General features: G+C 69.4%; 19 protein-coding genes. 13 read left to right on the top strand and 6 right to left on the bottom strand.

All coding sequences use genetic code 11. The features are described 5' to 3' along the window. The first annotated feature begins 6 nt into the window (after positions 1-6). The 3 genes from DACI_RS30235 (at position 7) to DACI_RS30225 (ending at position 2,800) form a co-directional block, all read left to right on the top strand. Complete coding sequence (locus DACI_RS30235) at positions 7-669, top strand: SDR family oxidoreductase (protein ID WP_012207783.1); 663 nt, start codon at positions 7-9, stop codon at positions 667-669. A gap of 66 nt (positions 670-735) precedes the next feature. After that, the gene (locus tag DACI_RS30230) at positions 736-1,866 is read left to right on the top strand and encodes an acyl-CoA dehydrogenase family protein (protein WP_012207782.1); all 1,131 of its coding nucleotides are present in this window, start codon (positions 736-738) and stop codon (positions 1,864-1,866) included. 142 nt (positions 1,867-2,008) lie between these two features. Continuing rightward, complete coding sequence (locus DACI_RS30225) at positions 2,009-2,800, top strand: alpha/beta fold hydrolase (protein WP_043783028.1); 792 nt, start codon at positions 2,009-2,011, stop codon at positions 2,798-2,800. 21 nt (positions 2,801-2,821) lie between these two features. Here the strand turns inward: DACI_RS30225 and DACI_RS30220 are convergent, their stop codons facing one another. Next, positions 2,822-3,319: a DUF421 domain-containing protein gene (locus tag DACI_RS30220; protein ID WP_012207780.1), complete on the bottom strand. Its 498-nt coding sequence runs from the start codon at positions 3,317-3,319 to the stop codon at positions 2,822-2,824. Between the two features lie 166 nt (positions 3,320-3,485). On the opposite strand from DACI_RS30220, the gene DACI_RS30215 reads away from it, so the two are divergent. Then, positions 3,486-3,899, top strand: coding sequence for a YchJ family protein (locus DACI_RS30215; protein WP_012207779.1), 414 nt, complete (start codon positions 3,486-3,488; stop codon positions 3,897-3,899). Further along, the gene (locus DACI_RS30210) at positions 3,883-5,742 is read left to right on the top strand and encodes a hybrid sensor histidine kinase/response regulator (protein WP_012207778.1); all 1,860 of its coding nucleotides are present in this window, start codon (positions 3,883-3,885) and stop codon (positions 5,740-5,742) included. The genes DACI_RS30215 and DACI_RS30210 overlap by 17 nt, the downstream gene beginning before the upstream one ends. Here the strand turns inward: DACI_RS30210 and DACI_RS30205 are convergent. After that, complete coding sequence (locus DACI_RS30205) at positions 5,712-6,449, bottom strand: response regulator (protein ID WP_012207777.1); 738 nt, start codon at positions 6,447-6,449, stop codon at positions 5,712-5,714. The genes DACI_RS30210 and DACI_RS30205 overlap by 31 nt on opposite strands. Before the next feature lie 187 nt (positions 6,450-6,636). Between DACI_RS30205 and DACI_RS30200 the strand changes: the two genes are divergently transcribed. Both DACI_RS30200 and DACI_RS30195 read left to right on the top strand, forming a co-directional pair. After that, complete coding sequence (locus DACI_RS30200) at positions 6,637-7,689, top strand: hypothetical protein (RefSeq protein WP_012207776.1); 1,053 nt, start codon at positions 6,637-6,639, stop codon at positions 7,687-7,689. Between the two features lie 99 nt (positions 7,690-7,788). Further along, positions 7,789-8,481: an HAD family hydrolase gene (locus tag DACI_RS30195; protein ID WP_012207775.1), complete on the top strand. Its 693-nt coding sequence runs from the start codon at positions 7,789-7,791 to the stop codon at positions 8,479-8,481. Positions 8,482-8,518: 37 nt separating this feature from the next. Here DACI_RS30195 and DACI_RS30190 read toward each other — a convergent pair whose 3' ends face one another. Continuing rightward, positions 8,519-9,184: a glutathione S-transferase family protein gene (locus tag DACI_RS30190; RefSeq protein ID WP_012207774.1), complete on the bottom strand. Its 666-nt coding sequence runs from the start codon at positions 9,182-9,184 to the stop codon at positions 8,519-8,521. A 75-nt stretch (positions 9,185-9,259) separates the two neighbouring features. Then, a complete protein-coding gene (locus DACI_RS30185) occupies positions 9,260-10,336 on the bottom strand; it encodes an AraC family transcriptional regulator (RefSeq protein WP_016450029.1) in 1,077 nt (358 codons plus the stop codon). Positions 10,337-10,472: 136 nt separating this feature from the next. On the opposite strand from DACI_RS30185, the gene DACI_RS30180 reads away from it, so the two are divergent. Then, positions 10,473-12,191, top strand: a complete 1,719-nt coding sequence (locus DACI_RS30180; RefSeq protein ID WP_012207772.1) for an AMP-binding protein — start codon at positions 10,473-10,475, stop codon at positions 12,189-12,191. A 44-nt stretch (positions 12,192-12,235) separates the two neighbouring features. Here the strand turns inward: DACI_RS30180 and DACI_RS30175 are convergent, their stop codons facing one another. Then, positions 12,236-13,969, bottom strand: a complete 1,734-nt coding sequence (locus DACI_RS30175; RefSeq protein WP_012207771.1) for a Na+/H+ antiporter — start codon at positions 13,967-13,969, stop codon at positions 12,236-12,238. Between the two features lie 92 nt (positions 13,970-14,061). Here DACI_RS30175 and DACI_RS30170 point away from each other — a divergent pair, with 92 nt between their 5' ends. The 5 genes from DACI_RS30170 (at position 14,062) to DACI_RS30150 (ending at position 20,366) form a co-directional block, all read left to right on the top strand. Further along, positions 14,062-15,669, top strand: coding sequence for a carboxyl transferase domain-containing protein (locus tag DACI_RS30170; protein ID WP_012207770.1), 1,608 nt, complete (start codon positions 14,062-14,064; stop codon positions 15,667-15,669). A 34-nt stretch (positions 15,670-15,703) separates the two neighbouring features. Continuing rightward, complete coding sequence (locus tag DACI_RS30165; protein ID WP_012207769.1) at positions 15,704-16,489, top strand: enoyl-CoA hydratase/isomerase family protein; 786 nt, start codon at positions 15,704-15,706, stop codon at positions 16,487-16,489. A 66-nt stretch (positions 16,490-16,555) separates the two neighbouring features. Next, entirely contained in the window at positions 16,556-17,305 is a 750-nt protein-coding gene (locus tag DACI_RS30160) for a DUF4126 domain-containing protein (protein WP_012207768.1), read from the top strand. Positions 17,306-17,356: 51 nt separating this feature from the next. Continuing rightward, positions 17,357-19,375 (top strand): acetyl/propionyl/methylcrotonyl-CoA carboxylase subunit alpha, encoded by a 2,019-nt coding sequence (locus tag DACI_RS30155; protein ID WP_012207767.1) that lies wholly within the window; start codon positions 17,357-17,359, stop codon positions 19,373-19,375. A gap of 70 nt (positions 19,376-19,445) precedes the next feature. Further along, positions 19,446-20,366 (top strand): 2-hydroxyacid dehydrogenase, encoded by a 921-nt coding sequence (locus tag DACI_RS30150; RefSeq protein ID WP_012207766.1) that lies wholly within the window; start codon positions 19,446-19,448, stop codon positions 20,364-20,366. A gap of 9 nt (positions 20,367-20,375) precedes the next feature. On the opposite strand, the gene DACI_RS30145 is transcribed toward DACI_RS30150, so the two are convergent. After that, positions 20,376-21,410 carry a Bug family tripartite tricarboxylate transporter substrate binding protein gene (locus DACI_RS30145; protein ID WP_012207765.1) on the bottom strand — a complete coding sequence of 345 codons (1,035 nt, stop codon included), beginning with the start codon at positions 21,408-21,410 and terminating at the stop codon, positions 20,376-20,378. Between the last annotated feature and the right edge of the window lie 3 nt (positions 21,411-21,413).

Raw genomic sequence — 21,413 nt, 5'->3', positions numbered from 1 at the left:
AAAGACATGGCAGTCACTCTGGTGTTGGGAGCCTCGCGCGGGCTTGGTTTTGCCTTGGTGCAGGCCTATGCGGCCCAGGGCCGCAGCGTGGTCGCCACGGTGCGCAGCGAGGCCGACCGCGAGCGCGTCGAGGCCACGGGCGCCAAGGTGCTGCTGGTGGATGTGGCCGACCCGGCCAGCGTCAGCGGCCTGGCCTGGCAGCTCGACGGCGAGAAGATCGAGCTGGCGCTGTACGTGGCCGGAGTGTGGGATGCCCACAGCTCGGCCACGCCGCCCACGCGCGAGCAGTTCGACCGCGTCATGCACACCAATGTGCTGGGCGCCATGCAGGTGCTGCCCCAGGTGGCGCCGCTGGTCGAGGCGGCGGGCGGCGTGTTCGGCCTGTTCTCCAGCCAGATGTCGCTGCTGGCCGATGCCGAATCCGACGCCTGGCTCTACCGCGTCAGCAAGGCTGCGCTCAACATGGTCGTGGCCAGCGCCCAGCCGCAATGGCCGGGCGCCACCGTGGTCGCGCTGGACCCGGGCTGGGTGCAGACCGACATGGGTGGCGCGGCTGCCACCTTCACCGTGGAGCAAAGCGTGCAGGGCCTGGTGCGCACGCTGGCCGGCGTCACGCCGGCCGACCGGGGCCGCATGCTGCGCCACGACGGGCAGCGCATCGCCTGGTAGATCCGACGGCAGATCCGGCCAGCGCAACGGACAACGAACAACGAAACAAGAATCAGGAGACAAGACATGCTGCTCAACGCAGACCAGGAAATGATCCGTGACGCGGTGCGCGACTTCGTGCGCACCGAAATCACGCCCCATGCCGCACGCTGGGACAAGGAACACCACTTTCCCAAGAACGTGCACCAGGGCCTGGCGGCGCTGGGCGCCTACGGCATCTGCGTGCCCGAGGAGTACGGCGGCGCCGGCCTTGACTACCTGAGCCTTGCCCTGGTGCTGGAGGAAATCGCAGCCGGCGACGGCGGCACCAGCACGGTGATCAGCGTCACCAACTGCCCCGTCAACGCCATCCTCATGCGCTACGGCAGCGAGGCGCAAAAGCAGCAATGGCTGGCGCCGCTGGCGCGCGGCGAAATGCTGGGCGCCTTCTGCCTGACCGAGCCGCATGTGGGCTCGGATGCCTCGGCGCTGCGCACCACGGCCACGCGCGACGGCAGCGACTACGTGATCAACGGCGTCAAGCAGTTCATCACCAGCGGCAAGAACGGCGACGTGGCCATCGTCATCGCCGTCACCGACAAGGCGGCGGGCAAGCGCGGCATGAGCGCCTTCATCGTTCCGACCTCCGCACCCGGCTACCAGGTGCTGCGGCTGGAGGACAAGCTGGGCCAGCACAGTTCGGACACGGCCCAGATCCAGTTCGAGGGCTGCCGCATCCCCGCCGCCAACCTCATCGGCGCCGAGGGCGAGGGCTACAGGATTGCGCTGTCGGCGCTGGAAGGAGGGCGCATCGGCATTGCCGCGCAAAGCGTGGGCATGGCGCGTGCGGCCTTCGATTGCGCGCTGCAGTACTCCAAGGAGCGCGAGAGCTTCGGCCAGCCCATCTTCAACCACCAGGCCGTGGGCTTTCGCCTGGCCGACTGCGCCACGCAGATCGAGGCCGCGCGCCAGCTGATCTGGCATGCGGCCAGCCTGCGCGATGCCGGCCTGCCCTGCCTCAAGGAAGCGGCCATGGCCAAGCTGTTCGCCAGCGAAATGGCCGAGCGCGTGTGCAGCGCCGCCATCCAGACCCTGGGCGGCTATGGCGTGGTCAGCGACTTCCCCGTGGAACGCATCTACCGCGACGTGCGCGTCTGCCAGATCTACGAAGGCACGAGCGACGTGCAGAAAATTCTCATCCAGCGCGCCCTGGCCTGAGGCCAATCCCCCACGCTGCGGGTCGGGCCGGATGGCCCTGACACCCGCAGGGCTTAGCATGGAGCATCGCCGGCACGGTGCCCGAGAGAGGCGGGCAGCCGTTTCCGGCAGGTTTGTGACCACCTTCGCAGGAGATCCCGACATGCCCATCGCTTCCGTCAACGGCCAGAACCTGTACTACGAGGACACGGGCGGGAGAGGCCCGGCCCTGGTGTTTTCGCACGGGCTGCTCATGGACCACACCATGTTCGCTCCCCAGGTCCAGGCACTGCAGGGGCGCTTTCGCTGCATCAGCTGGGACGAGCGCGGCCATGGCCAGACGGCAGACCCCGAGCAGTGCGCACCCTTCGACTACTACGACTCGGCCGACGACCTGGCCGCCCTGCTCGAGCATCTGGGCGTGGAGCGCGCGGTGCTGGTGGGCATGTCGCAGGGCGGCTATCTGTCGCTGCGCTGCGCGCTCATCCACCCCGAGATCGTGCGCGCGCTGGTGCTGATCGACACCCAGGCCATGCTGGAAGACCCCGAGCAGATGCCCCACCACGAAGCCTTGCTGCGCGCCTGGATGGAGCATGGCCTCAGCGACGACATGGCGACCACGGTGGAGCGCACCATCCTGGGCCAGGGCTGGAGCGGCGCGGCCGCCTGGCGTGCCAAATGGAAGAAGGCCACGCCCATCAACCTGGGGCAGAGCTTTCTGGCGCTGGCCCAGCGCGATGACATCAGCCCGCGCCTGCCCGACATCCATGTGCCGGCCCTGGTCATCCATGGAACGGACGACACAGCCATCGCGCCCAACCGTGCACGCGCCATGGCCAAGGCCTTGCCCAGGGCGCAGTGGGTGGAGGTGCCGGGTGCCGGCCATGCGGCCAACCTCACGCATCCGCAGCCCGTGAACCTGGCCATCGAGCGCTTCCTGGAGCAGCTCGACTGACAGGGCCTGCCGGGCAGGGGGTCAGACCGGCGGATCGCCGTCGTTCTCGCTGTCGCGGCGGCGCAGGACGACGGTGATGCTGCCGTCGGTCTCCAGCGTGGCGCGTTCCACCTCGCGCAGGTGCAGGCAGCCGCCCGCACGCAGCGCGGCCTCGATATCGTCGCGCGTGATGCGCTCCTCGCGCATCAGATCCTTGTTCAGGTGTCCGTCCCTGATCAGAGCCTTGGCCTTGCCGTCGATGAGCCGCTCCAGCGCGGGAAAGCGAAAGGTCAGCCAGGACAGCAGCAGATGGCACAGGATCAGCGTGGAGGCCGAGACCATGCCGCCGATCAGCGAGTTGTCCCCGGCATTCATGGAGTTCTGCACCGCATTCGACAGGATGAGCAGCAGCACCAGGTCAAAGGGCGCGTACTGCCCCGTCTGGCGCCGCCCGGTCAGGCGCAGGAACACCAGCAAAAACAGGTAGACGGCCACGCCGCGCACCACGAACTCCCACCACGGGACCGACATTGAAAACATGGGCTCTCCTTACAGGCCCGAGGGCCCGCGGTCAGTATCATGGCCCGCCTGTCCTCCATCAAGAACCCGGTCGCAGCAAGGCGGCCGTGACTGACATGCATTCCTGCTCCCGCGCCGTCCTCTCCCAAATTCCGCAAGTTCCGCAAGTTCCGCAGGGCCAGCCGCTATGAGCGCTGCCGCCACTTTCCAGGCCTGTCCCTGCGGTCTTCAGGATGCCAAGGGCCGTCCCCTGGCCTTCGATGCCTGCTGCGGCCGCTACCTGGACCATTTCGACGACTGCCCCGCGCCCGATGCCCAGGCCTTGATGCGCTCGCGCTACAGCGCCTTCGTGCGCGAGGACACCGCCTATCTGCTGGCCACCTGGCACGCCAGCCAGCGGCCTGCCACGCTGGACTTCGAGCCTTCGGCACGCTGGCTGGGGCTGGCGGTCAAGGACTTCCGCAGCACCGGCGAGGACAGTGCCGAGGTGGAATTCGTCGCGCGCTACCGCGTGGGCGGCCGCGCGGTGCGCCTGCATGAGCGCAGCCGCTTCGTGCGCGAAGGCGGGCGCTGGTTCTACGTGGATGGCGACCAGTTCTGAACAAGGCGGCGGCCCTGCCGAGCCACTGTGGAAACTGCAGCAGCGCCAGCGGCTGCTGCTGTCCATCGCATCGCGGGGCTCGTCCGAGGCGGCGGCCCTCATCATCCCCGGCATCGTGGTCTGGCTGCAGCGGCACGAAACGGGCGCCTTCCAGGTGCCGCTGCTGCTGTGGTGGCTGGGCATGGCGTTCATGGCCTGCGTCTTCGTCGGTTTGCGGCGCCAGTTGCGCCGGGACCTGGGGGCTGCCGTGCCATCGGCCGAGTTGCCAGCGCGGCTGCAGCGCTGGGAGCGCGTGATGGGCCGCATGGCCTTGCTCAACGCCGGTTCCTGGGCGCTGGCGATACCGCTGACCCATGGCAGCGGCCATGAATTCCGGCTTTTCATCTACCTGGTGCTGTGCGGCGTCGTGGCCTCGGCCGCCACCTTCCTGGCGCCGGCGGCTGCCGTGTTCAAGCGCTTCTTCGGCGTGCTGTACGGCGCCATGCTGCTGGCCGTGGTCTGGTACTTCCCGAACAGGGGCCTGTACCTGCTGCCGCTGCTCATGCTGTATGGCGCCACCATCGCGCGCCATGCCTGGGGGGCGCGCCAGCTCATGCTGCAGCAATGGGCGCAGGAGCGTGACCGCCAGCTGCTGGCCGAGCGCTACCTGGCCGCCAAGGAGCAGGCCGAACAGGCGCTGGAGGCCAAGAGCCGCTTCCTGTCGGCCGCCAGCCATGACCTGCGCCAGCCCCTGCATGCCCTGGGCCTGCTGGTGGAAACCGCCCGCCAGCGCAATGCCGACGGCGCACTGGCAGGCGTGCTTGACGATGCCCAGGCCTGTGCCCAGTCGCTGGGCACCATGTGCAACGACCTGCTGGACCTGTCGCGGCTGGAGAACGGCACCTGGGAGCTGCGCGCCCAGGTGATGGACCTGCGCATTCTGCTGGGCGATGCCACGCGCCTGTTCGCGGCCGAGGCGCGCCAGCGCGGGCTGGTGCTGCGCTGGCGCGTGGCGCGCGGCATGGACAGCCTGGTGCGTGCCGACGAGGCCCTGCTGCGCCAGATGGTGTTCAACCTGCTGCACAACGCCCTGCGCTACACCCAGCGCGGCGGCGTGCTGCTGGCCGCCCGCGTGCACGGCGGGGGCTGGCGCATCGAGGTCTGGGACACGGGCTTGGGCATTGCGGCCGAAGACCGGCCCCATGTCTTCGCACCGCACTTTCGCGCGCGCTCAGGCCAGGCGGCCCGGCGCGCGGCCCAGCCTGCGGCCGACCACCTGCCCGGCGTGAGCAGCCAGGGCCTGGGCCTGGCCGTCGTGGCCGCAGCCGCGCGGCGCATGGGCGTGGACCACGGCCTGCTGTCCACGCCGGGGCGGGGGTCCTGCTTCTGGCTGCAATTGCCGTCCAGCCTGAATGTGCAGGCGGCCTTGCCGCAGTCCGAGGGATCGTCCGAAGGACCGCAGGCGCAGGCGCAGTCCCGGCCGCCCCTGCTCCAGGGCCGGTGCTGGGTGGTCGATGACGATGCGCAGGTGGCGCGGGCCCTGGCCGGCCTGCTGCGCGATTGGGGGCTGCAGGTGGATGTGGCCGCCACAGGCCGCGAGGTGGCCGACTGGCTGGCGGCGGGGCAGCACCCTGATTTCGTGCTATGCGACCACCATCTGGCCCGGGGCGAGAACGGCTTTGCGCTGCTGCAGAACGTGCTGGCGCAATCGCCGCAGGCGGCGGGCGCCCTGCTCAGTGGCGAGCCGTCACCGGCGCTGGAGCAGGAGGCGCAGGAATTGGGCTATCTGCTGCTGCGCAAGCCCGTGGACCCGCTGGCGTTGCTGGCCCTGCTTCAGCGCAGGCTGGCCGTGGCCGGCGCCTGAACCGTATCGGTCGGCGGTACGGAGGGCGGCAGCTCCAGCGCAATGCCCTGCATGCGCGTGATGGCGTCGATGCGGCTGTGCACGCCCAGGCGCTGCAGGGCGCCCGCCACATGCTCCTTGACCGTGTGGGGCGACAGGTGCAGCAACTGCGCAATGCTGGGATTGGGCAGGCCGCGCAGCACCAGGTCCAGCACCTGGGCCTGGCGCGGAGTGAGGCCCAGCTCGGCCGCCGTCATGCGGATGGCATGGGCGCCGCCCGGTGACTGCGGCGCCAGCGGGGCGGCGGGGAACCAGGTCTCGCCGCGCAGCAGGGCCGCCACGGCCTGCTGCAGCACCTGCGGCGGCTGCGACTTGAGCACAAAGCCATGGGCCCCCGCCGCGCGTGCCTTCAGGGCAATCGCGCCATGCGTGTCGCCGCTGGTCATGAGCACGCGGCAGGCGGGCGCCAGCGTGCGGATTTCGCGCACCACGTCCGTGCCCGCACTGGCACCCAGCCAGAAATCCACGATGGCCAGATGCGGCGATCCCCTGCCGGCCATGCACTGCAGGCCTTCGCCCGCATCGGCCACGGCATGGACTTCGGACAGGCCGAATTGTTTCAGGAACTCGGACACGCCCATGGCCGTCAGCGGGTGGTCGTCGATCACCAGGGCATAGCGCCCCGATTGGAGACAGGAGGAATCGGTCAGGAGGGGATGGCTGTGCATGGTCCGCGCGAAGGCATGTCGAAAGGGCTGGAGCGCCAGGGCGCGCCCGGATACACCTTGCGCACATCGTAACGATTACCCCCCTGCTGGGGGGTGACCGGATGTCGGCCAACTCCCCAAAATCGCCGCCGATGCCCTGAGATTCCGCATGGAACGGGCACGTATTCAACGAGAAGGGGAGATAGTCATGAAGATGGTACAGCTCACGCGCCGCAGTGCGGCATTGATGCTTCTGGGAACCCTGGCCGCCTGTGGCGGCGGCGGTGGTGGTGGATTGGGAGAACCGGGCGGCGGAGATCCCGGCAATGGCGGAAATCCCGGCAACCCCGGCACGCCCGGCAACCCCGGCGGCGGCACGACGACCCCGGTGACCGGCCAGTACCGCATGGAGACGGCTGCCGAAAACTTCGACGCGGCCCTGTCCGCCATGAACACGCTGGGGGCGCAAGGCTATGCCTTCACCTACAGCCTGGCCTCGGGCGGCACGACGTTCCCCGTTCCCATCGGTGACTTCTACGTCACCGACACGGCCCACACCGGCACGCGCCTGGACTACCGCATGGTGGCCGACGTGGCTGGCGTCTCGGCCCTGGTGGCCCAGCTCAATGCGCAGGGTGCGCAGGGCTACCTGTACAAGTCGGGCATGGCGTTCCCCAGCAGCACGCAGGACCTGCGCAACCTCTATGTGCGCAGCAGCAGCGCCGCCGCCACCTACAGCTACGAGACGCGCCCCGCCGTGGGTGCGCTGGACACGTCGGGCTTCACGCAGCAACTGGCCGAGATGAGCGGCCGGGGTTTCCGCTACACGGGCCCGCTGATCTCGGGCGATGAGATGTTCAACCTCTACGTCAAGGACTCCAAGGCGCCGGCCTTCGAGTACGCGGTGTTCGCCCTGGCCGCGCCCTTCGGCATGGCCAACGGCACGGCGCTGAAGCAGCGCCTGGACGAGATGGGTGCCAAGGGCCACCTGCTGCGCGGCGCCCTGGTGCTGCGCGGCAATACCGAAGGCGTGCAGCTGTACGAAAAGAGCGGCGACCAGCAGGGCGCCATCGAGTACCGCCTCGAATCGGTGTCCAACAACGCCAGCCTCGCGCAGCGCCTGGAGCAGTTCAACCGCAACGCGGCCGAAGGCTTTTTCGCCTTCGGCGATGTGGTCACCGACGATGGCCAGTTCCATTCCATCTCGGTGCGCAACGTCAAGCGCATGGTGCATCCGCTCGCCGGTGCCTCCTTCCCCTGAGCCGGGCACAGGCATGCGCGGCCGGCGCATAATCCGGCCATTTTCCGCAGCAAGGGCGCCCCAGGGCGCCCTTGCTCAGTTTGTTTCGAGAATCCATCCATGACTGCTTTCGAGGCCGTGCTCTTCGACTGTGACGGCGTGCTCGTCGACAGTGAATCCATCACCAACCGCGTGCTGTGCACCATGCTCAATGAATCGGGCTGGCCCATCAGCACCGAGGAATGCCTGCGCGAATTCATCGGCAAGACCGTGCGCAGCCAGGCCGCGCTGATCGAGGCGCGCACCGGCAAGCCGCTGACCGACGCATGGATGGCCGCCTTCTACGAGCGCCGCAACGCCGCGCTGCGCGCCGAGCTGGTGGCCATTGACGGCGCGCTGTCCGCCGTCAGCGAGTCCCATGCGCTGTGCGCTGGCCGCATCGCCTGCGCCTCGGGCGCGGACCGCGCCAAGGTGGAGATGCAGCTGGCCCAGGTCGGCATGGCCCCTTATTTCGAGGGCCGCGTCTTCAGCGGCCATGAGCTGCCGCGCAGCAAGCCCTTTCCCGATGTGTACCTGGCCGCCGCCGCCGCCCTGGGCGTGGAGCCGGCGCGCTGCCTGGTCATCGAGGACACTGTGACCGGCGTCACCGCCGGCGTGGCCGCAGGCGCCACGGTCTGGGGCTACTTCCCGGCCGACCAGGGCCATGCCTCGGCCGAGCAACTGCTCGAAGCCGGCGCCAGCTGCGTGTTCGGCGACATGGGCGAGCTGCCTGCCATGCTGCGCGCCATCGGGCAGGCCAGCGCCAGCGCTTGAGCTTGGGCTTGGGCTTGGGCTTGGGCTTGGGCCGGCCCTAGCGCAGCCGCGGCGAAGGCGTCTCGTCCACGGCCTGCGCACGCGCGGCCTGCTGCTCGGCCTGCAGCGCCCGCTGGAAGGCGGGCCGCTGCTGCAGGCGCTGCCAGTAGGCCTGGGTGGCAGGCCCCCATTGCGACTCCATCTCCAGGTGCGCCGACAGCATCAGCGCATAGCCCACGGCCACGTCGGCAGCGGTGAAGCGGTCTGCCGTGAGCCAGTCGCGCTGTTCCACGGCCTGCTCCACGGCGCGCAGCCGCGCGAGGAACCAGCGCTGGTAGTCCTGGGCCACCTGGGGCTGGCGCCGTTCGGCTGGCTCGAAGTGCGCATAGCGCAGCACCAGGGTCTGCGGGAAGGTCAGCGTGGCATCGCTCATGTGCAGCCAGTTGAGGTAGGCGGCGAAGTCTGCCTCCTGCGGCTGCACGGACAGGCCCGCCCCGGGGTGCAGGGCGGCCAGGTATTCGCAGATGGCGGCTGACTCGGTCAGCCTGGCCTCGCCGTGGCGCAGCAGCGGCACCGTGCCCAGCGGGTTGAGCTCCAGGTAGCTGCGCTGCAGCACGCGCGGCGGAAACGGCAGCATGTGCAGCGTGTAGGGAAGCTGCAGTTCTTCGAGCATCCACAGCGCGCGGAAGGAGCGCGCGCTGACGCAGTGGTGGAGATGGTGCATGCGCAAAGCCTAGGCCAGATGCGCGGACGGCGGCAGTCGCGCAGGATGCAAATCGCGCCAGGATGCGCGCTGCCCTCACTCGGGCCGGGCTCGCGCGCTCTTGCGGAATTCGGAAGGCGACAGCCCCGTCCACAGCCGGAAGGCGCGGATGAAGCTCTTGTCGTTGAGAAAGCCGCAGGACTGCGCGATGCGCTTGATGGGCCGGCTGGTGCGCAGCAGCAGGGCCACGGCACGCTCGCGCCGCACCTCGTCCTTGAGCGCCTGCAGCGAGGCGCCTTCTTCCTTGAGCTGGCGGTGCAGGCTGCGCTGGGACAGGTGCAGCTGGCGCGCCAGCGTGTCGGCCGTCTGCAGGCATTCGGCGTCGGCGGCCAGCAGCTGGCGCACGCGCTGCACCAGCTGGCGCTCGCGCCGGTAGGGGCGCACCTGCAGCGGCAGGGCGCGCTGCAGCATGCGCTGCAGCGCAGGCTCGTCGCGCGTCAGCGGCATATCCAGAAAACGCGCGTCGAACTGCAGGCAGGCCCGGGCCGCGCCAAACTCCACCTCGCCCGGCGGGAACAGCAGCGCATACACGCCCGCATGCGGCGGGGGATCGAAGGGAAAGCAGGCGCGCCGCAGCGGCAGCGGCTCATCGATGAACCAGCTGGCCAGGCCGTGGATATTGCGCAGCACCGACAGCAGGCAGAACTCGCGCATGGCGCCCAGCGTGGACAGCTCCTCGATGGCCAGCGTGGCCAAGCCGTCTTCCTGCGTCAGCGTGAGGCGGATGTCGTCGGCCAGCAGGCCATGGTGGCGGCACCAGCGCGCCAGCGCCAGGCCCAGCTGCTCGCTGCCCATGCTGGCGCGTGCCAGCATGCCGTAGCTGCCCCAGGGCAGGCGCCGGGAGAACCAGCCCAGGGCCTCGTCGTCGAGTTCGCGCATGGCGGCATCGGACAGTGCCTCCATCTGCAGCGCCGTGATGCACTCGTTGCGCTCTTTGACGGAGTCTGGCGCGATTTGTGCCTTCTCCAGGGCGGACAGGGCGCTGATGCCCCGGCGTTCGTAGGCCAGCATAATGGCCTGCACAAAGGCCATGGGCGTGACTGCAGGGTGTGCGGAGGCCATGGTGGCGGCCGCCTGGGGCAGGGGGGTCTTGACCAGCGAGGGGGTGAACATGCTGGCAATTATTGCAACCTTCGTGGCCTGTTCTGCTCGGGGTTGGCCCTTATGCTGCCACGCAATAGCTGCCGTGACGGGGCAGGCCACTGCATTTGCCCGTCCCAGGCGCCGCCGACGACACAGGAGACAACGCATGCCCGCCCAGAACGCCCCGCTCGCTTCCAGCCATGCCCAAGGCCGCACCGATGTGCCGCTGATCGAGCAGACCATCGGCGATTTCTTTGCCGACATGGCGGCCCGCCAGCCTGATCGCGAGGCCCTGGTCAGCCGCCACCAGGGCCTGCGCTACAGCTATGCCGGCCTGCACACCGAGGCGCGCCGCCTGGCCAGCGCGCTGCTGGGCCTGGGGCTGGACAAGGGCGACCGCGTCGGCATCTGGTCGCACAACAACGCCGAATGGGTGCTGATGCAGCTGGCCACGGCCCAGGTCGGCCTGGTGCTGGTGAACATCAACCCGGCCTACCGCACCTCCGAGGTGGAGTACGCGCTCAACAAGGTCGGCTGCAAGGCGCTGGTGACCATGGCGCAGTTCAAGACCAGCGACTACCTGGGCATGCTGTGTGAACTGGCCCCCGAGCTGGCCACGGCCGAGCCCGGCCGCCTGCATTGCGCGCGCCTGCCCCAGCTGCGCAGCGTGGTCTGGATCGACGTCGCAGGGCAGGGCGAAGAGCAGCCCGGCATGCTGCGCTTTTCCAGCCTGCTGGCGCGCGGTGATGCGCAGGATGCGCGCATCGACGCCGTGGCCGCCACGCTCAAGAACACCGACCCCATCAACATCCAGTTCACCAGCGGCACGACGGGCTTTCCCAAGGGCGCCACGCTGACCCACCGCAACATCCTGAACAACGGCTTTTTCATCGGCGAGTGCATGCGGCTGACGCCCGAGGACCGGCTGTGCATTCCCGTGCCGCTGTACCACTGCTTCGGCATGGTGCTGGGCAACCTGGCCTGCTTCACGCATGGCTCGGCCATCGTCTACCCGAATGACGGATTCGATCCGCTGCTGGTGCTGGAGACCGTGCAGGCCGAGCGCTGCACGGGCCTGCACGGCGTGCCCACCATGTTCATCGCCGAGCTGGACCACCCGCGCTTCAAGGAGTTCGACCTGAGCACGCTGCGCACCGGCATCATGGCCGGCTCGCCCTGCCCCATCGAGGTGATGAAGCGCGTGGTCAGCGACATGCACCTGTCCGAGATCACCATCGCCTACGGCATGACCGAGACCAGCCCCGTCAGCTGCCAGAGCGATGCCGACACGCCGCTTCAGCGCCGCGTGTCCACCGTGGGCAAGGTGCAGCCGCATCTGGAAGTGAAGATCGTCGACCCGGCCACGGGCGAGGTCGTGGCGCCCGGCGTCTCGGGCGAGCTGTGCACGCGCGGCTACTCGGTCATGCATGGCTACTGGGGGGACGAGGCCCGCACGCGCGAGGCCATCGACGACGATGCCTGGATGCACACGGGCGACCTGGCCACCATGGATGAGCAGGGCTACGTGAACATCGTCGGCCGCATCAAGGACATGGTGATCCGCGGCGGCGAGAACATCTACCCGCGCGAGATCGAGGAATTCCTCTACCGCCATCCCCAGGTGCAGGACGTGCAGGTGGTCGGCGTGCCCGATGTGCGCTACGGCGAGGAGCTGTGCGCCTGGATCATCGTCAAGCCCGGCCAGACGCTGACCGAAGACGGCGTGCGCGACTTCTGCAAGGGCCAGATCGCCCACTACAAGGTGCCGCGCTACATCCGCTTCGTCGAGGCCTTCCCGATGACGGTGACCGGCAAGATCCAGAAGTTCAAGATCCGCGACGAGATGATCGCCATGCTGGATCTGCGTCCGGCCAGGACCGCCTGAGGGCTGCTTTCATGTGCTGCCGCCAGCTGTCCACCGCGTGCCGCCTAGTGCGTGCCGCCCTCGGGCGCGGCCACGGCCGAGGCTGCAGCGCGGCGCGCCACCACCAGGCGCTTGCGCAGCGAGACCTCCTGCATGTCCAGCTCGCTGACCAGGCGGCGCAGCGACTCGTCGTTGATGCGGTGGGCCTGGCGCTCGGCGTAGAGCGCGTCGCGCTCCTGGTGGATGCAGCGCAGGCGCAGCTCGATCTCCAGCAGGTAGCGCAGCTTGCGCTGGCGCACGACTTCGGGCGCCTCGCGCTGGATCTCGATGCTGGAGGCCGTGCCGCTGCCGTCGTCCAGCAGCTGGACGCGGTTGCGGTACTCCTGCGTCAGGTGGCCCATGACCTCCTGGTGCATGGCCACCCATTCGGGCGTGTGGCCCTGGATCTCTTGCTCGCTCAGCGTCAGCCCGCCAATGGCGGACTGGCAGGCGGCCACGCGCGCCAGGCGCTCCTCGCGCACCGTGGGCGATTCGCCGGGCTGGGGCATGCGGCGCAGGATCAGCGGCAGCGCGATGCTGCCCAGCACCAGGGTGAACAAGATGGTGCCCGTGGCCAGGAAGACCAGCATCTCGCGGCCCGGAAAGGGCTGGCCGTTGTTCAGCAGCATGGGCACGGACAGCGCGCCGGCCAGCGTCACGGCGCCGCGTATGCCGGCCATGGTGGTGGCCAGGTTCAGCAGGTGGGAAGGGCGCTCTGCCATCTTTCCCTGGAAGTGGGCGCGAGCCAGGCTGCGCTGCACGCCCAGGGTCAGCCAGATCCAGCGCATCAGCAGCAGCGCGCTGGAGATGATCACCACATAGCCCACCAGCACCCACCATTCGCTGCCCGCATCGTGCAGCGTCACGCCGATGATGGAGGGCAGCTGCAGGCCCAGCAGCAGGAAGATGGCGCCGTTGAACGAGGCCTCGACCATGCTCCAGGTGCCCTCGGTCTGCAGCCGCTCGCTGATGTAGCTGCTGCGCTCCAGGTCGGCGAAGTTGGTGGCAATGCCCGCGGCCACGGCCGACAGGATGCCCGACACGCCGATCTTTTCGCCCACGATGTAGGCGGCGAAGGGCAGCAGGATCAGCAGCAGCACCATCTGCGTGGCCGCCACGTCGCCCAGGCGGCGCGTGATGGTGCTGCGCGCATAGGAAAAGCCCCAGCCGATCAGCGTGCCCACGCCCAGGCCGCCCAGGGCCATCCACATGAATTCCTTGGCCACCTCGGTCCACGAGAACAGGCCGGTCAGCGTGGCGGCAATGGCGAACTTCAGCGCCACCAGGCCCGAGGCATCGTTGAGCAGGGACTCGCCTTCGAGGATGTGCATGGTCTTCTCGGGCATGCCCAGGTTGCGCGTGATGGCCGAGACGGCCACGGCATCGGTGGGCGAGACCACGGCGGCCAGCGCGAAGGCCACGGTCAGCGGCATGCCGGGCACCAGCCAGTGGATCAGCCAGCCCAGCCCCACCACCGTGAACAGCACCAGGCCCAGCGCCAGGCGCAGGATGGGGCGGTACAGCGAGAAGAACTCGCGCTTGGGGATGCGCCAGCCGTCGGCGAACAGCAGCGGCGGGATGAACAGCAGCAGGAACAGCTCGGGATCGAAGGCGATGTGCAGGCCCTTTTGCGGCCAGGCGATCAGCGCTCCCAGGGCGATCTGTATCAGCGGCAGCGGGATGGCGCGCACATAGCGCGCGGCAATGCCGGTCAGTGCCCCCAGCAGCAAAACGAGCAAGACGATTTCAACGGTGTGCATACGGCATTTTCCCCAGCCCGGGCCGCCGTTCTTTGCAGCACATTCGAAAAAACCAAGCGCCCGCATCGGGCAAACACAAGAAGAGGCCACACATGAGCATTCTGGGCACCCAACTCAATCCGCGTTCGGCGGACTTCCTGGCCAATGCGGCGGCCATGCGCGCCGTGGTCGAGGACCTGCAGGCCCAGGTGGCCAAGGTCGCCGAGGGCGGCGGCGAGGCCGCGCGCGCCAAGCACGTGGCGCGCGGCAAGCTGCTGCCGCGCGAACGCGTGGCCATGCTGCTGGACCCGGGCACGCCCTTCCTGGAGATCGCCCCGCTGGCCGCGCTCAACATGTACCGCAACGATGCACCCGGCGCGGGCCTGATCGCCGGCATCGGGCGCGTCAGCGGCGTGGACTGCATGATCGTGTGCAACGACGCCACGGTGAAGGGCGGCACCTACTACCCGATGACGGTGAAGAAGCACCTGCGCGCCCAGGAGATCGCCGCGCAGAACCGCCTGCCCTGCATCTACCTGGTGGACTCGGGCGGCGCCAACCTGCCCAACCAGGACGATGTGTTTCCCGACCGCGAGCACTTCGGCCGCATCTTCTTCAACCAGGCCAACATGAGCGCCGAGGGCATTGCCCAGATCGCCGTGGTCATGGGCTCGTGCACGGCCGGCGGCGCCTATGTGCCGGCCATGAGCGACGAGTCCATCATCGTCAAGAACCAGGGCACCATCTTCCTGGGCGGCCCGCCGCTGGTGAAGGCCGCCACCGGCGAGGTGGTCAGCGCCGAGGACCTGGGCGGCGGCGACGTGCACACGCGCCTGTCGGGCGTGGCCGACCACCTGGCCCACAACGACACCCACGCGCTGGCGCTGGCGCGCCAGTCCGTGGCCAACCTCAACCATGCCAAGCAGCCTTCGGCCGGCGACCTGCCCCCCGAGGCGCCGCTGTTCGACGGCGGCGAGCTGTACGGCGTGATCCCCGTGGACACGCGCAAGCCCTTCGATGTGCGCGAGATCATCGCCCGCGTGGTGGACGGCAGCCGCTTCGACGAGTTCAAGGCCCGCTTCGGCGCCACCCTGGTCTGCGGCTTTGCGCGCATCGAGGGCATGCAGGTGGGCATCATCGCCAACAACGGCATCCTGTTCAGCGAATCGGCCGTCAAGGGCGCGCACTTCATCGAGCTGTGCTGCCAGCGCAAGATCCCGCTGGTCTTCCTGCAGAACATCACGGGCTTCATGGTGGGCCGCAAGTACGAGAACGAAGGCATTGCCCGCCATGGCGCCAAGCTGGTCACGGCCGTGGCCACGGCGGCCGTGCCGAAGTTCACCATCATCATCGGCGGCTCCTTCGGCGCGGGCAACTACGGCATGTGCGGCCGCGCCTATTCGCCGCGCTTCCTGTGGATGTGGCCCAACGCGCGCATCTCGGTCATGGGCGGCGAGCAGGCGGCCAGCGTGCTGGCCACCGTCAAGCGCGACGGCATCGAGGCCAAGGGCGGCCAGTGGACGGCCGAGGAGGAAGAGGCCTTCAAGGCCCCCATCCGCCAGCAGTACGAGGATCAGGGCCACCCCTATTACGCGACGGCGCGCCTGTGGGACGATGGCGTCATCGACCCTGCCGACACGCGCCGCGTGCTGGCGCTGGGCCTGGCGGCCACGCGCAACGCTCCCATAGAGGACACGCGCTTCGGCGTGTTCCGCATGTGACGGCGGCCCCTCTTTCCTTGCAGCGAGGTACTTCATGAAAACCACCGCACTGACCCTCGAATTCCAGGGCCCCCTGGCCACCATCACGCTGACCCAGCCCGAAGTGCGCAATGCCTTCAGCGACGAGGTCATCGCCGACATCACCCAGGCCTTCCACTCCGTGGGCAAGCGCAGCGACGTGCGCGCCGTGGTGCTGGCCGCCGAGGGCCCGGCCTTTTGCGCAGGCGCCAACCTCAACTGGATGCGCCGCATGGCCGACTACTCGCGCGACGAGAACCGCGAGGACGCCGGCCTGCTGGCCGAAATGCTGCGGGTGATCTACGAATGCCCGCAGCCCACCATCGCGCGCGTGCAGGGCGATGTCTATGCGGGCGGCATGGGCCTGGTCGCTGCCTGCGACATGGCCGTGGCCGCCGAGGGCGCGGGCTTTTGCCTGTCCGAGGTGAAGATCGGCCTGATCCCCGCCACCATCAGCCCCTACGTGATCCGCGCCATGGGCGCGCGCGCCGCCCACCGCTACTTCCTGACCGGTGAGCGCTTCGACGCGGCCGAGGCGCTGCGCATCGGCTTCGTGCACCGCGTGGTGGCGGCAGACGAGCTGGACAACGCCGTGGACGGCCTGCTCAAGCACCTGGTCAGCGCCGGTCCCGCCGCCGCCCGCGCCTGCAAGCGCCTGGTGATCGACGTGGCCGAGCGCGAGATCAACGAGCAGCTGATCGCCGCCACCGTCGAAGGCATCGCCGACATCCGCGCCAGCGCCGAGGGCAAGGAGGGCGTGCAGGCCTTCCTGCAAAAGCGCAAGCCGGCCTGGCTGGCCTGACACGCGCGGGCTGCCCATTCATCGCGCGACCACCGAGCAACGCCGAGCCAACGCCGAGCCAACACCATGAGCACCCTGACCGACTCCCTCGTCCAGTGGCTGCAGTCCGTGGGCCTGTACCCGGGCCCGGCCGTGCACCACACGGTCAGCGAGGCGGCTGGCGAAGTGGCCGAGCGCGTGGGCCAGGCCACCAGCGGCATGGACATGGCCGGCCTGCTGGCGCTGGCCGCCGCACTGGGCTGGGCCAGCGGCTTTAGGCTCTACGCCGTGGTCTTCGTGACCGGGCTGCTGGGCGCGCTGGGCTGGGTGGCGCTGCCGGGCGGGCTGCATGTGCTGGAGCATCCGGCCCTGCTGTTCGCCAGCGGCGCGCTGCTGTTCGTGGAGTTCTTCGCCGACAAGATCCCCGGCGTGGACTCGGTCTGGGACCTGCTGCAAAGCGTGATCCGCATCCCGGCGGGCGCGGCGCTGGCGGCCGGTGTCTTCGGCGCCGACAGCGCGACCATGGCCACCATGGCGGCCCTGATGGGCGGCTCGCTGGCCCTGTCCAGCCAGGTGGCCAAGAGCACGGCGCGCGCGGCCATCAACACTTCGCCGGAGCCGTTTTCCAACGTGGGCGCCAGCCTGGTGGAGGACGGTGCCTCGGTGGGCGCGATCTGGCTGGCGCTCACGCATCCGCTGGCCTTCGCCGCCGTGCTGCTGGTCGTGGTCATCGCCCTGTGGCTGCTGACCTGGGCGCTGTGGCGCTTTCTCAAGGCCGTGGTGCAGCGCCTGCGCGCGCTGTTGGGCGGGTCTCCCGCGATGAATCAAAAACCATAGCCTCCGGTCGCCGAATGACCGGGGCTGCAGAGAAAACACTGGAGATAACGCATGTTCAAGAAGATCCTGATCGCCAACCGCGGTGAAATCGCCTGCCGCGTCGCGGCTTCCGCCCGCCGCATGGGCGTGCGCACCGTGGCCGTGTACTCGGACGCCGATGCCCGCGCCAAGCATGTGCAGGCCTGCGACGAGGCCGTGCACATCGGCGGCAGCGCCCCCAAGGACAGCTATCTGCGCTGGGAACGCATCCTGGAGGCCGCCAAGGCCACGGGCGCCCAGGCCATCCACCCCGGCTACGGCTTTCTCAGCGAGAACGAGGAATTCGCCCAGGCCTGCGCCGATGCCGGCCTGGTCTTCATCGGCCCGCCGCCCTCGGCCATCCGCGCCATGGGCCTGAAGGCGGCCTCCAAGCAGCTCATGGAAAAGGCCGGCGTGCCCCTGGTGCCCGGCTACCACGGGGCCGACCAGGACCCGCAGCTGCTGCAGCGCGAGGCCGACCGCATCGGCTACCCGGTGCTGATCAAGGCCAGCGCCGGCGGCGGCGGCAAGGGCATGCGCCTGGTCGAGCGCAGCGAGGACTTCGCCGCCGCCCTGGCCAGCTGCCAGCGCGAGGCCATCAACAGCTTCGGCGATGACGCCGTGCTGGTCGAGAAATACGTGCTGCGCCCGCGCCACATCGAAATCCAGGTCTTTGGCGACACCCAGGGCAACTGCGTCTACCTGTTCGAGCGCGACTGCTCGGTCCAGCGCCGCCACCAGAAGGTGCTGGAGGAGTCCCCAGCGCCTGGCATGACGCCCGCGCTGCGCCAGAAGATGGGCGAGGCCGCCGTGGCCGCCGCCCAGGCCGTGAACTACGTGGGCGCGGGCACGGTGGAATTCATCGTCGAGCAGCCCGGCGGCTACGACCAGCCCGAGGCCATGAAGTTCTACTTCATGGAAATGAACACCCGCCTGCAGGTCGAGCACCCGGTGACCGAGGCCATCACGGGCGAGGACCTGGTGGACTGGCAGCTGCGCGTGGCCAGCGGCCTGCCCCTGCCCAAGCGCCAGGACGAGCTGCGCATCACCGGCCACGCCATCGAGGCGCGCATCTGCGCAGAGAACCCCGACAACGGCTTCCTGCCCGCCACCGGCACCCTGCACGTCTATCGCAAGCCCGACTGCGCTAGCTTCCGTGTCGGCGACGTGCGCGTGGACGACGGCGTGCGCGAGGGCGATGCCATCAGCCCCTTCTACGACTCCATGATCGCCAAGCTCATCGTGCATGGCGACACGCGCGAACAGGCGCTGGCGCGGCTCGATGCCGCCCTGGCCGAGACACGCATCGTGGGCCTGGCCACCAATGTGCAGTTCCTGCGCCTGGTCATCGCCAGCGATGCATTTGCAACCGCCAAGCTGGACACGGCGCTGATCGAGCGCGAGAAGCAGCATCTGTTCCATCAGCAGCGCCTGCCGCAGGCCCAGGCCGTGGCCGCCGCCGTGGCCCAGGTGCTGCAGGCCGAGCGTGCCCAGGAAACCGCCGACCCCTTCAGCCGCCGCGACGGCTGGCGCTCGCACGGCGTGGCCGAGCGGCGCTGGGACTTCCGCCAGGGCGAGGCCGCCGTGCCCGCGCGCCTGCGCTACCTGCATGACGGCGCGCTGCAACTGGCCGTGGGCGAGGGCGAGTCCCTCGCCGAGGGCCTGCTGTCCTGGCGACAGGCCGGGGACGGCGCCTTCGACGTGCAGTTCGCGGGCCAGCGCCTGCGCGCCCAGGTCCATGTGCTGGGCGAGCAATGCCATGTGTTCGCTCCCCAGGGCGCGGCCGTGCTGGGCCTGGCCGATCCGCTGGCCCATGCGGGCGAGGTGCAGTCCGAAGGCGGCCGCCTGACGGCGCCCATGCCGGGCAAGGTGGTCTCCTTTGCCGTCAAGGCCGGCGACAAGGTCAGCAAGGGCCAGCCGCTGGCCGTGATGGAGGCCATGAAGATGGAGCACACCATCGCCGCGCCCGGCGACGGCGTGGTGGCCGAGCTGCTGTATGCGCCCGGCGACCAGGTGACCGAAGGCTCCGAGCTGCTGCGCCTGGAAAGCTGAGCCCGCAGGCAAGACAGTTTTGCGCATAAGTCGCGCGTGGGCGTCGCCAGGCCGTTAGGCTTGGCCACCTATGCGAGTGACTTTCTGCTGCGAAGACACCAGGCCCGACGCCTGGCTGCAAGGACTGCGCGCGGCCCTGCCGGGCGCCGAGGTGGACATCTGGTCGCCGGGCGCGCCGCAGGCCGACTACGCCCTGGTCTGGGCGCCACCCCAGCGCTTCATCGACGAGCAGCCGGGCCTCAAGGCCGTGTTCAACATCGGCGCCGGCGTCGATGCGCTGCTGCCGCTGCGCCTGCCGCCCGACCTTCCCGTCTACCGCCTGGAGGACGCCGGCATGGCCGTGCAGATGGCCGAATACGTCAGCCAGGCCGTGATCCGCTTCTTCCGGGGCCTGGACGGCTACGAGGCCGACATGGCCGCCGGCCTGTGGCAGCACCGGCCCAATCCCCGGCGTGCCGACTACCCCGTGGGCGTCATGGGGCTGGGCCGCATGGGCGAGCGCGTGGCGCGCGCGCTGACGGTGTTCGATTTCCCCGTCAACGGCTGGAGCCGTACGCCGCATGCCATCGACGGCGTGCGTGGCTTCTGCGGCCCGCAGGACTTCGACGCCTTTCTGCGCGCCACCCGCATCCTCGTCAACCTGCTGCCGCTGACGCCCGAGACCGACAGCATCATCGACGCGCGCAGCCTGGCCCTGCTGCAGCCGGGCGCCTATGTCATCAACGTGGCACGCGGCGGCCATGTGGCGGACGAGGACCTCATCGCCGCCATCGACGGGGGCCATGTGACCGGCGCGTTGCTCGATGTGTTCCGCACCGAGCCGCTGCCCGACGGCCATGCCTTCTGGCGGCATCCGCGCATCACGCTCACGCCCCACACCTCGGCCCGCACCCTGGCGCGCGACAGCGTGGAGCAGATCGTGGGCAAGGTCGCGGCGCTGAGCCGGGGCGAGGCCGTGAGCGGCCGCGTGGACCTGCAGTGCGGCTACTGACGGGCGCGCTCAGTCCAGCGTCACGCCGGTGCTGCGCACCAGCGCGCCCAGGCGCTGGGAGTCGCTCTTGATCAAGGCACCGAATTCGGCCGCCGTGCCGCCCACGGCCGGCGTGCCTATGGCCTCCCAGCGCGTGCGAAAGGCCGGGTCCTTGAAGATGGCGTTGACCGTGGCATTGAGTTTGTCGATGGCGGCGGGCGGCGTGCCCGCGCGCACGGCAATGCCATGCCAGCCCGTGATCTGGTAGCCGGGCACGCCGGCCTGGGCCATGGTGGGCACGTCGGGCAGCACCTTGGTGCGCTCGGCCGAGGTGACGGCCAGCGGGATCAGGCGCCCGCCCTGGATGTGCTGCAGCGAGCTGCCCACGATGTCGAACATCACGCCCACTTGGCCGCCGATCAGGTCGTTGAGTGCCGGTCCCGCACCCCGGTAGGGCACATGGCCCAGCTTGACCTGCTCCATGGAGTTGAACAGCTCGCCCGCCAGGTGCTGGGGCGTGCCATTGCCGGCCGAGGCAAAGCTCAGCGTCTTGCCCGTTTTGGCCAGGGCCAGCAGCTCGGCCACGGTCTTCACGCCCAGTGAGGGATGCACTTCCAGCACCAGCGGGAAGGCCGACAGCTGCACCACGGGCTCCAGGTCCTTGAGCGGGTTGAAGGGCATGCTCTTGTACAGCGAGGAATTCACGGCCATGGGGCCGCTGGCGGCCAGCAGCAGGGTGTGGCCGTCGGCCGGCGCCTGGCGGGCCACCTCGGCGCTGCCCAGGTTGCCGCCCGCGCCGCTCTTGTTCTCCACGATGACGGTCACGCCCAGGCGCTGCTGCAGCTCGGGCTGCAGCATGCGTGCCATCAGGTCGGTGGGGCCGCCGGGCGGGTAGGGCACGACGAAGCGGATGGTCTTGCTGGGGAACGCCGGCGACGGGGTCTGGGCCGAGGCCTGGCCCGCCAGGCCCAGGGCCATGAAGGCCAGGGGAATCGCCGTGAATGCGGTGGCTGCCTTGATTTTGGCGATGGCGTCACGCCGCGTGCCGTGGGTGGGCTGTTGCATGGT

Origin of the sequence: Delftia acidovorans SPH-1, assembly GCF_000018665.1 — a bacterium.
Lineage (GTDB): Bacteria > Pseudomonadota > Gammaproteobacteria > Burkholderiales > Burkholderiaceae_C > Comamonas > Comamonas acidovorans.
This window is presented reverse-complemented; position numbering and strand designations above follow the sequence as displayed.

Bases quoted from the DNA above. Each gene is read 5' to 3' on its own strand.
- DACI_RS30180 (WP_012207772.1), top strand. From the start codon at position 10,473: ATGCCCGCCCAGAACGCCCCGCTCGCTTCCAGCCATGCCCAAGGCCGC.
- DACI_RS30150 (WP_012207766.1), top strand. From the start codon at position 19,446: ATGCGAGTGACTTTCTGCTGCGAAGACACCAGGCCCGACGCCTGGCTG.
- DACI_RS30195 (WP_012207775.1), top strand. From the start codon at position 7,789: ATGACTGCTTTCGAGGCCGTGCTCTTCGACTGTGACGGCGTGCTCGTC.
- DACI_RS30145 (WP_012207765.1), bottom strand. From the start codon at position 21,410: ATGCAACAGCCCACCCACGGCACGCGGCGTGACGCCATCGCCAAAATC.
- DACI_RS30185 (WP_016450029.1), bottom strand. From the start codon at position 10,336: ATGTTCACCCCCTCGCTGGTCAAGACCCCCCTGCCCCAGGCGGCCGCC.
- DACI_RS30200 (WP_012207776.1), top strand. From the start codon at position 6,637: ATGAAGATGGTACAGCTCACGCGCCGCAGTGCGGCATTGATGCTTCTG.
- DACI_RS30235 (WP_012207783.1), top strand. From the start codon at position 7: ATGGCAGTCACTCTGGTGTTGGGAGCCTCGCGCGGGCTTGGTTTTGCC.
- DACI_RS30220 (WP_012207780.1), bottom strand. From the start codon at position 3,319: ATGTTTTCAATGTCGGTCCCGTGGTGGGAGTTCGTGGTGCGCGGCGTG.
- DACI_RS30165 (WP_012207769.1), top strand. From the start codon at position 15,704: ATGAAAACCACCGCACTGACCCTCGAATTCCAGGGCCCCCTGGCCACC.
- DACI_RS30210 (WP_012207778.1), top strand. From the start codon at position 3,883: ATGGCGACCAGTTCTGAACAAGGCGGCGGCCCTGCCGAGCCACTGTGG.
- DACI_RS30230 (WP_012207782.1), top strand. From the start codon at position 736: ATGCTGCTCAACGCAGACCAGGAAATGATCCGTGACGCGGTGCGCGAC.
- DACI_RS30205 (WP_012207777.1), bottom strand. From the start codon at position 6,449: ATGCACAGCCATCCCCTCCTGACCGATTCCTCCTGTCTCCAATCGGGG.
- DACI_RS30215 (WP_012207779.1), top strand. From the start codon at position 3,486: ATGAGCGCTGCCGCCACTTTCCAGGCCTGTCCCTGCGGTCTTCAGGAT.
- DACI_RS30170 (WP_012207770.1), top strand. From the start codon at position 14,062: ATGAGCATTCTGGGCACCCAACTCAATCCGCGTTCGGCGGACTTCCTG.
- DACI_RS30160 (WP_012207768.1), top strand. From the start codon at position 16,556: ATGAGCACCCTGACCGACTCCCTCGTCCAGTGGCTGCAGTCCGTGGGC.
- DACI_RS30155 (WP_012207767.1), top strand. From the start codon at position 17,357: ATGTTCAAGAAGATCCTGATCGCCAACCGCGGTGAAATCGCCTGCCGC.
- DACI_RS30190 (WP_012207774.1), bottom strand. From the start codon at position 9,184: ATGCACCATCTCCACCACTGCGTCAGCGCGCGCTCCTTCCGCGCGCTG.
- DACI_RS30225 (WP_043783028.1), top strand. From the start codon at position 2,009: ATGCCCATCGCTTCCGTCAACGGCCAGAACCTGTACTACGAGGACACG.
- DACI_RS30175 (WP_012207771.1), bottom strand. From the start codon at position 13,969: ATGCACACCGTTGAAATCGTCTTGCTCGTTTTGCTGCTGGGGGCACTG.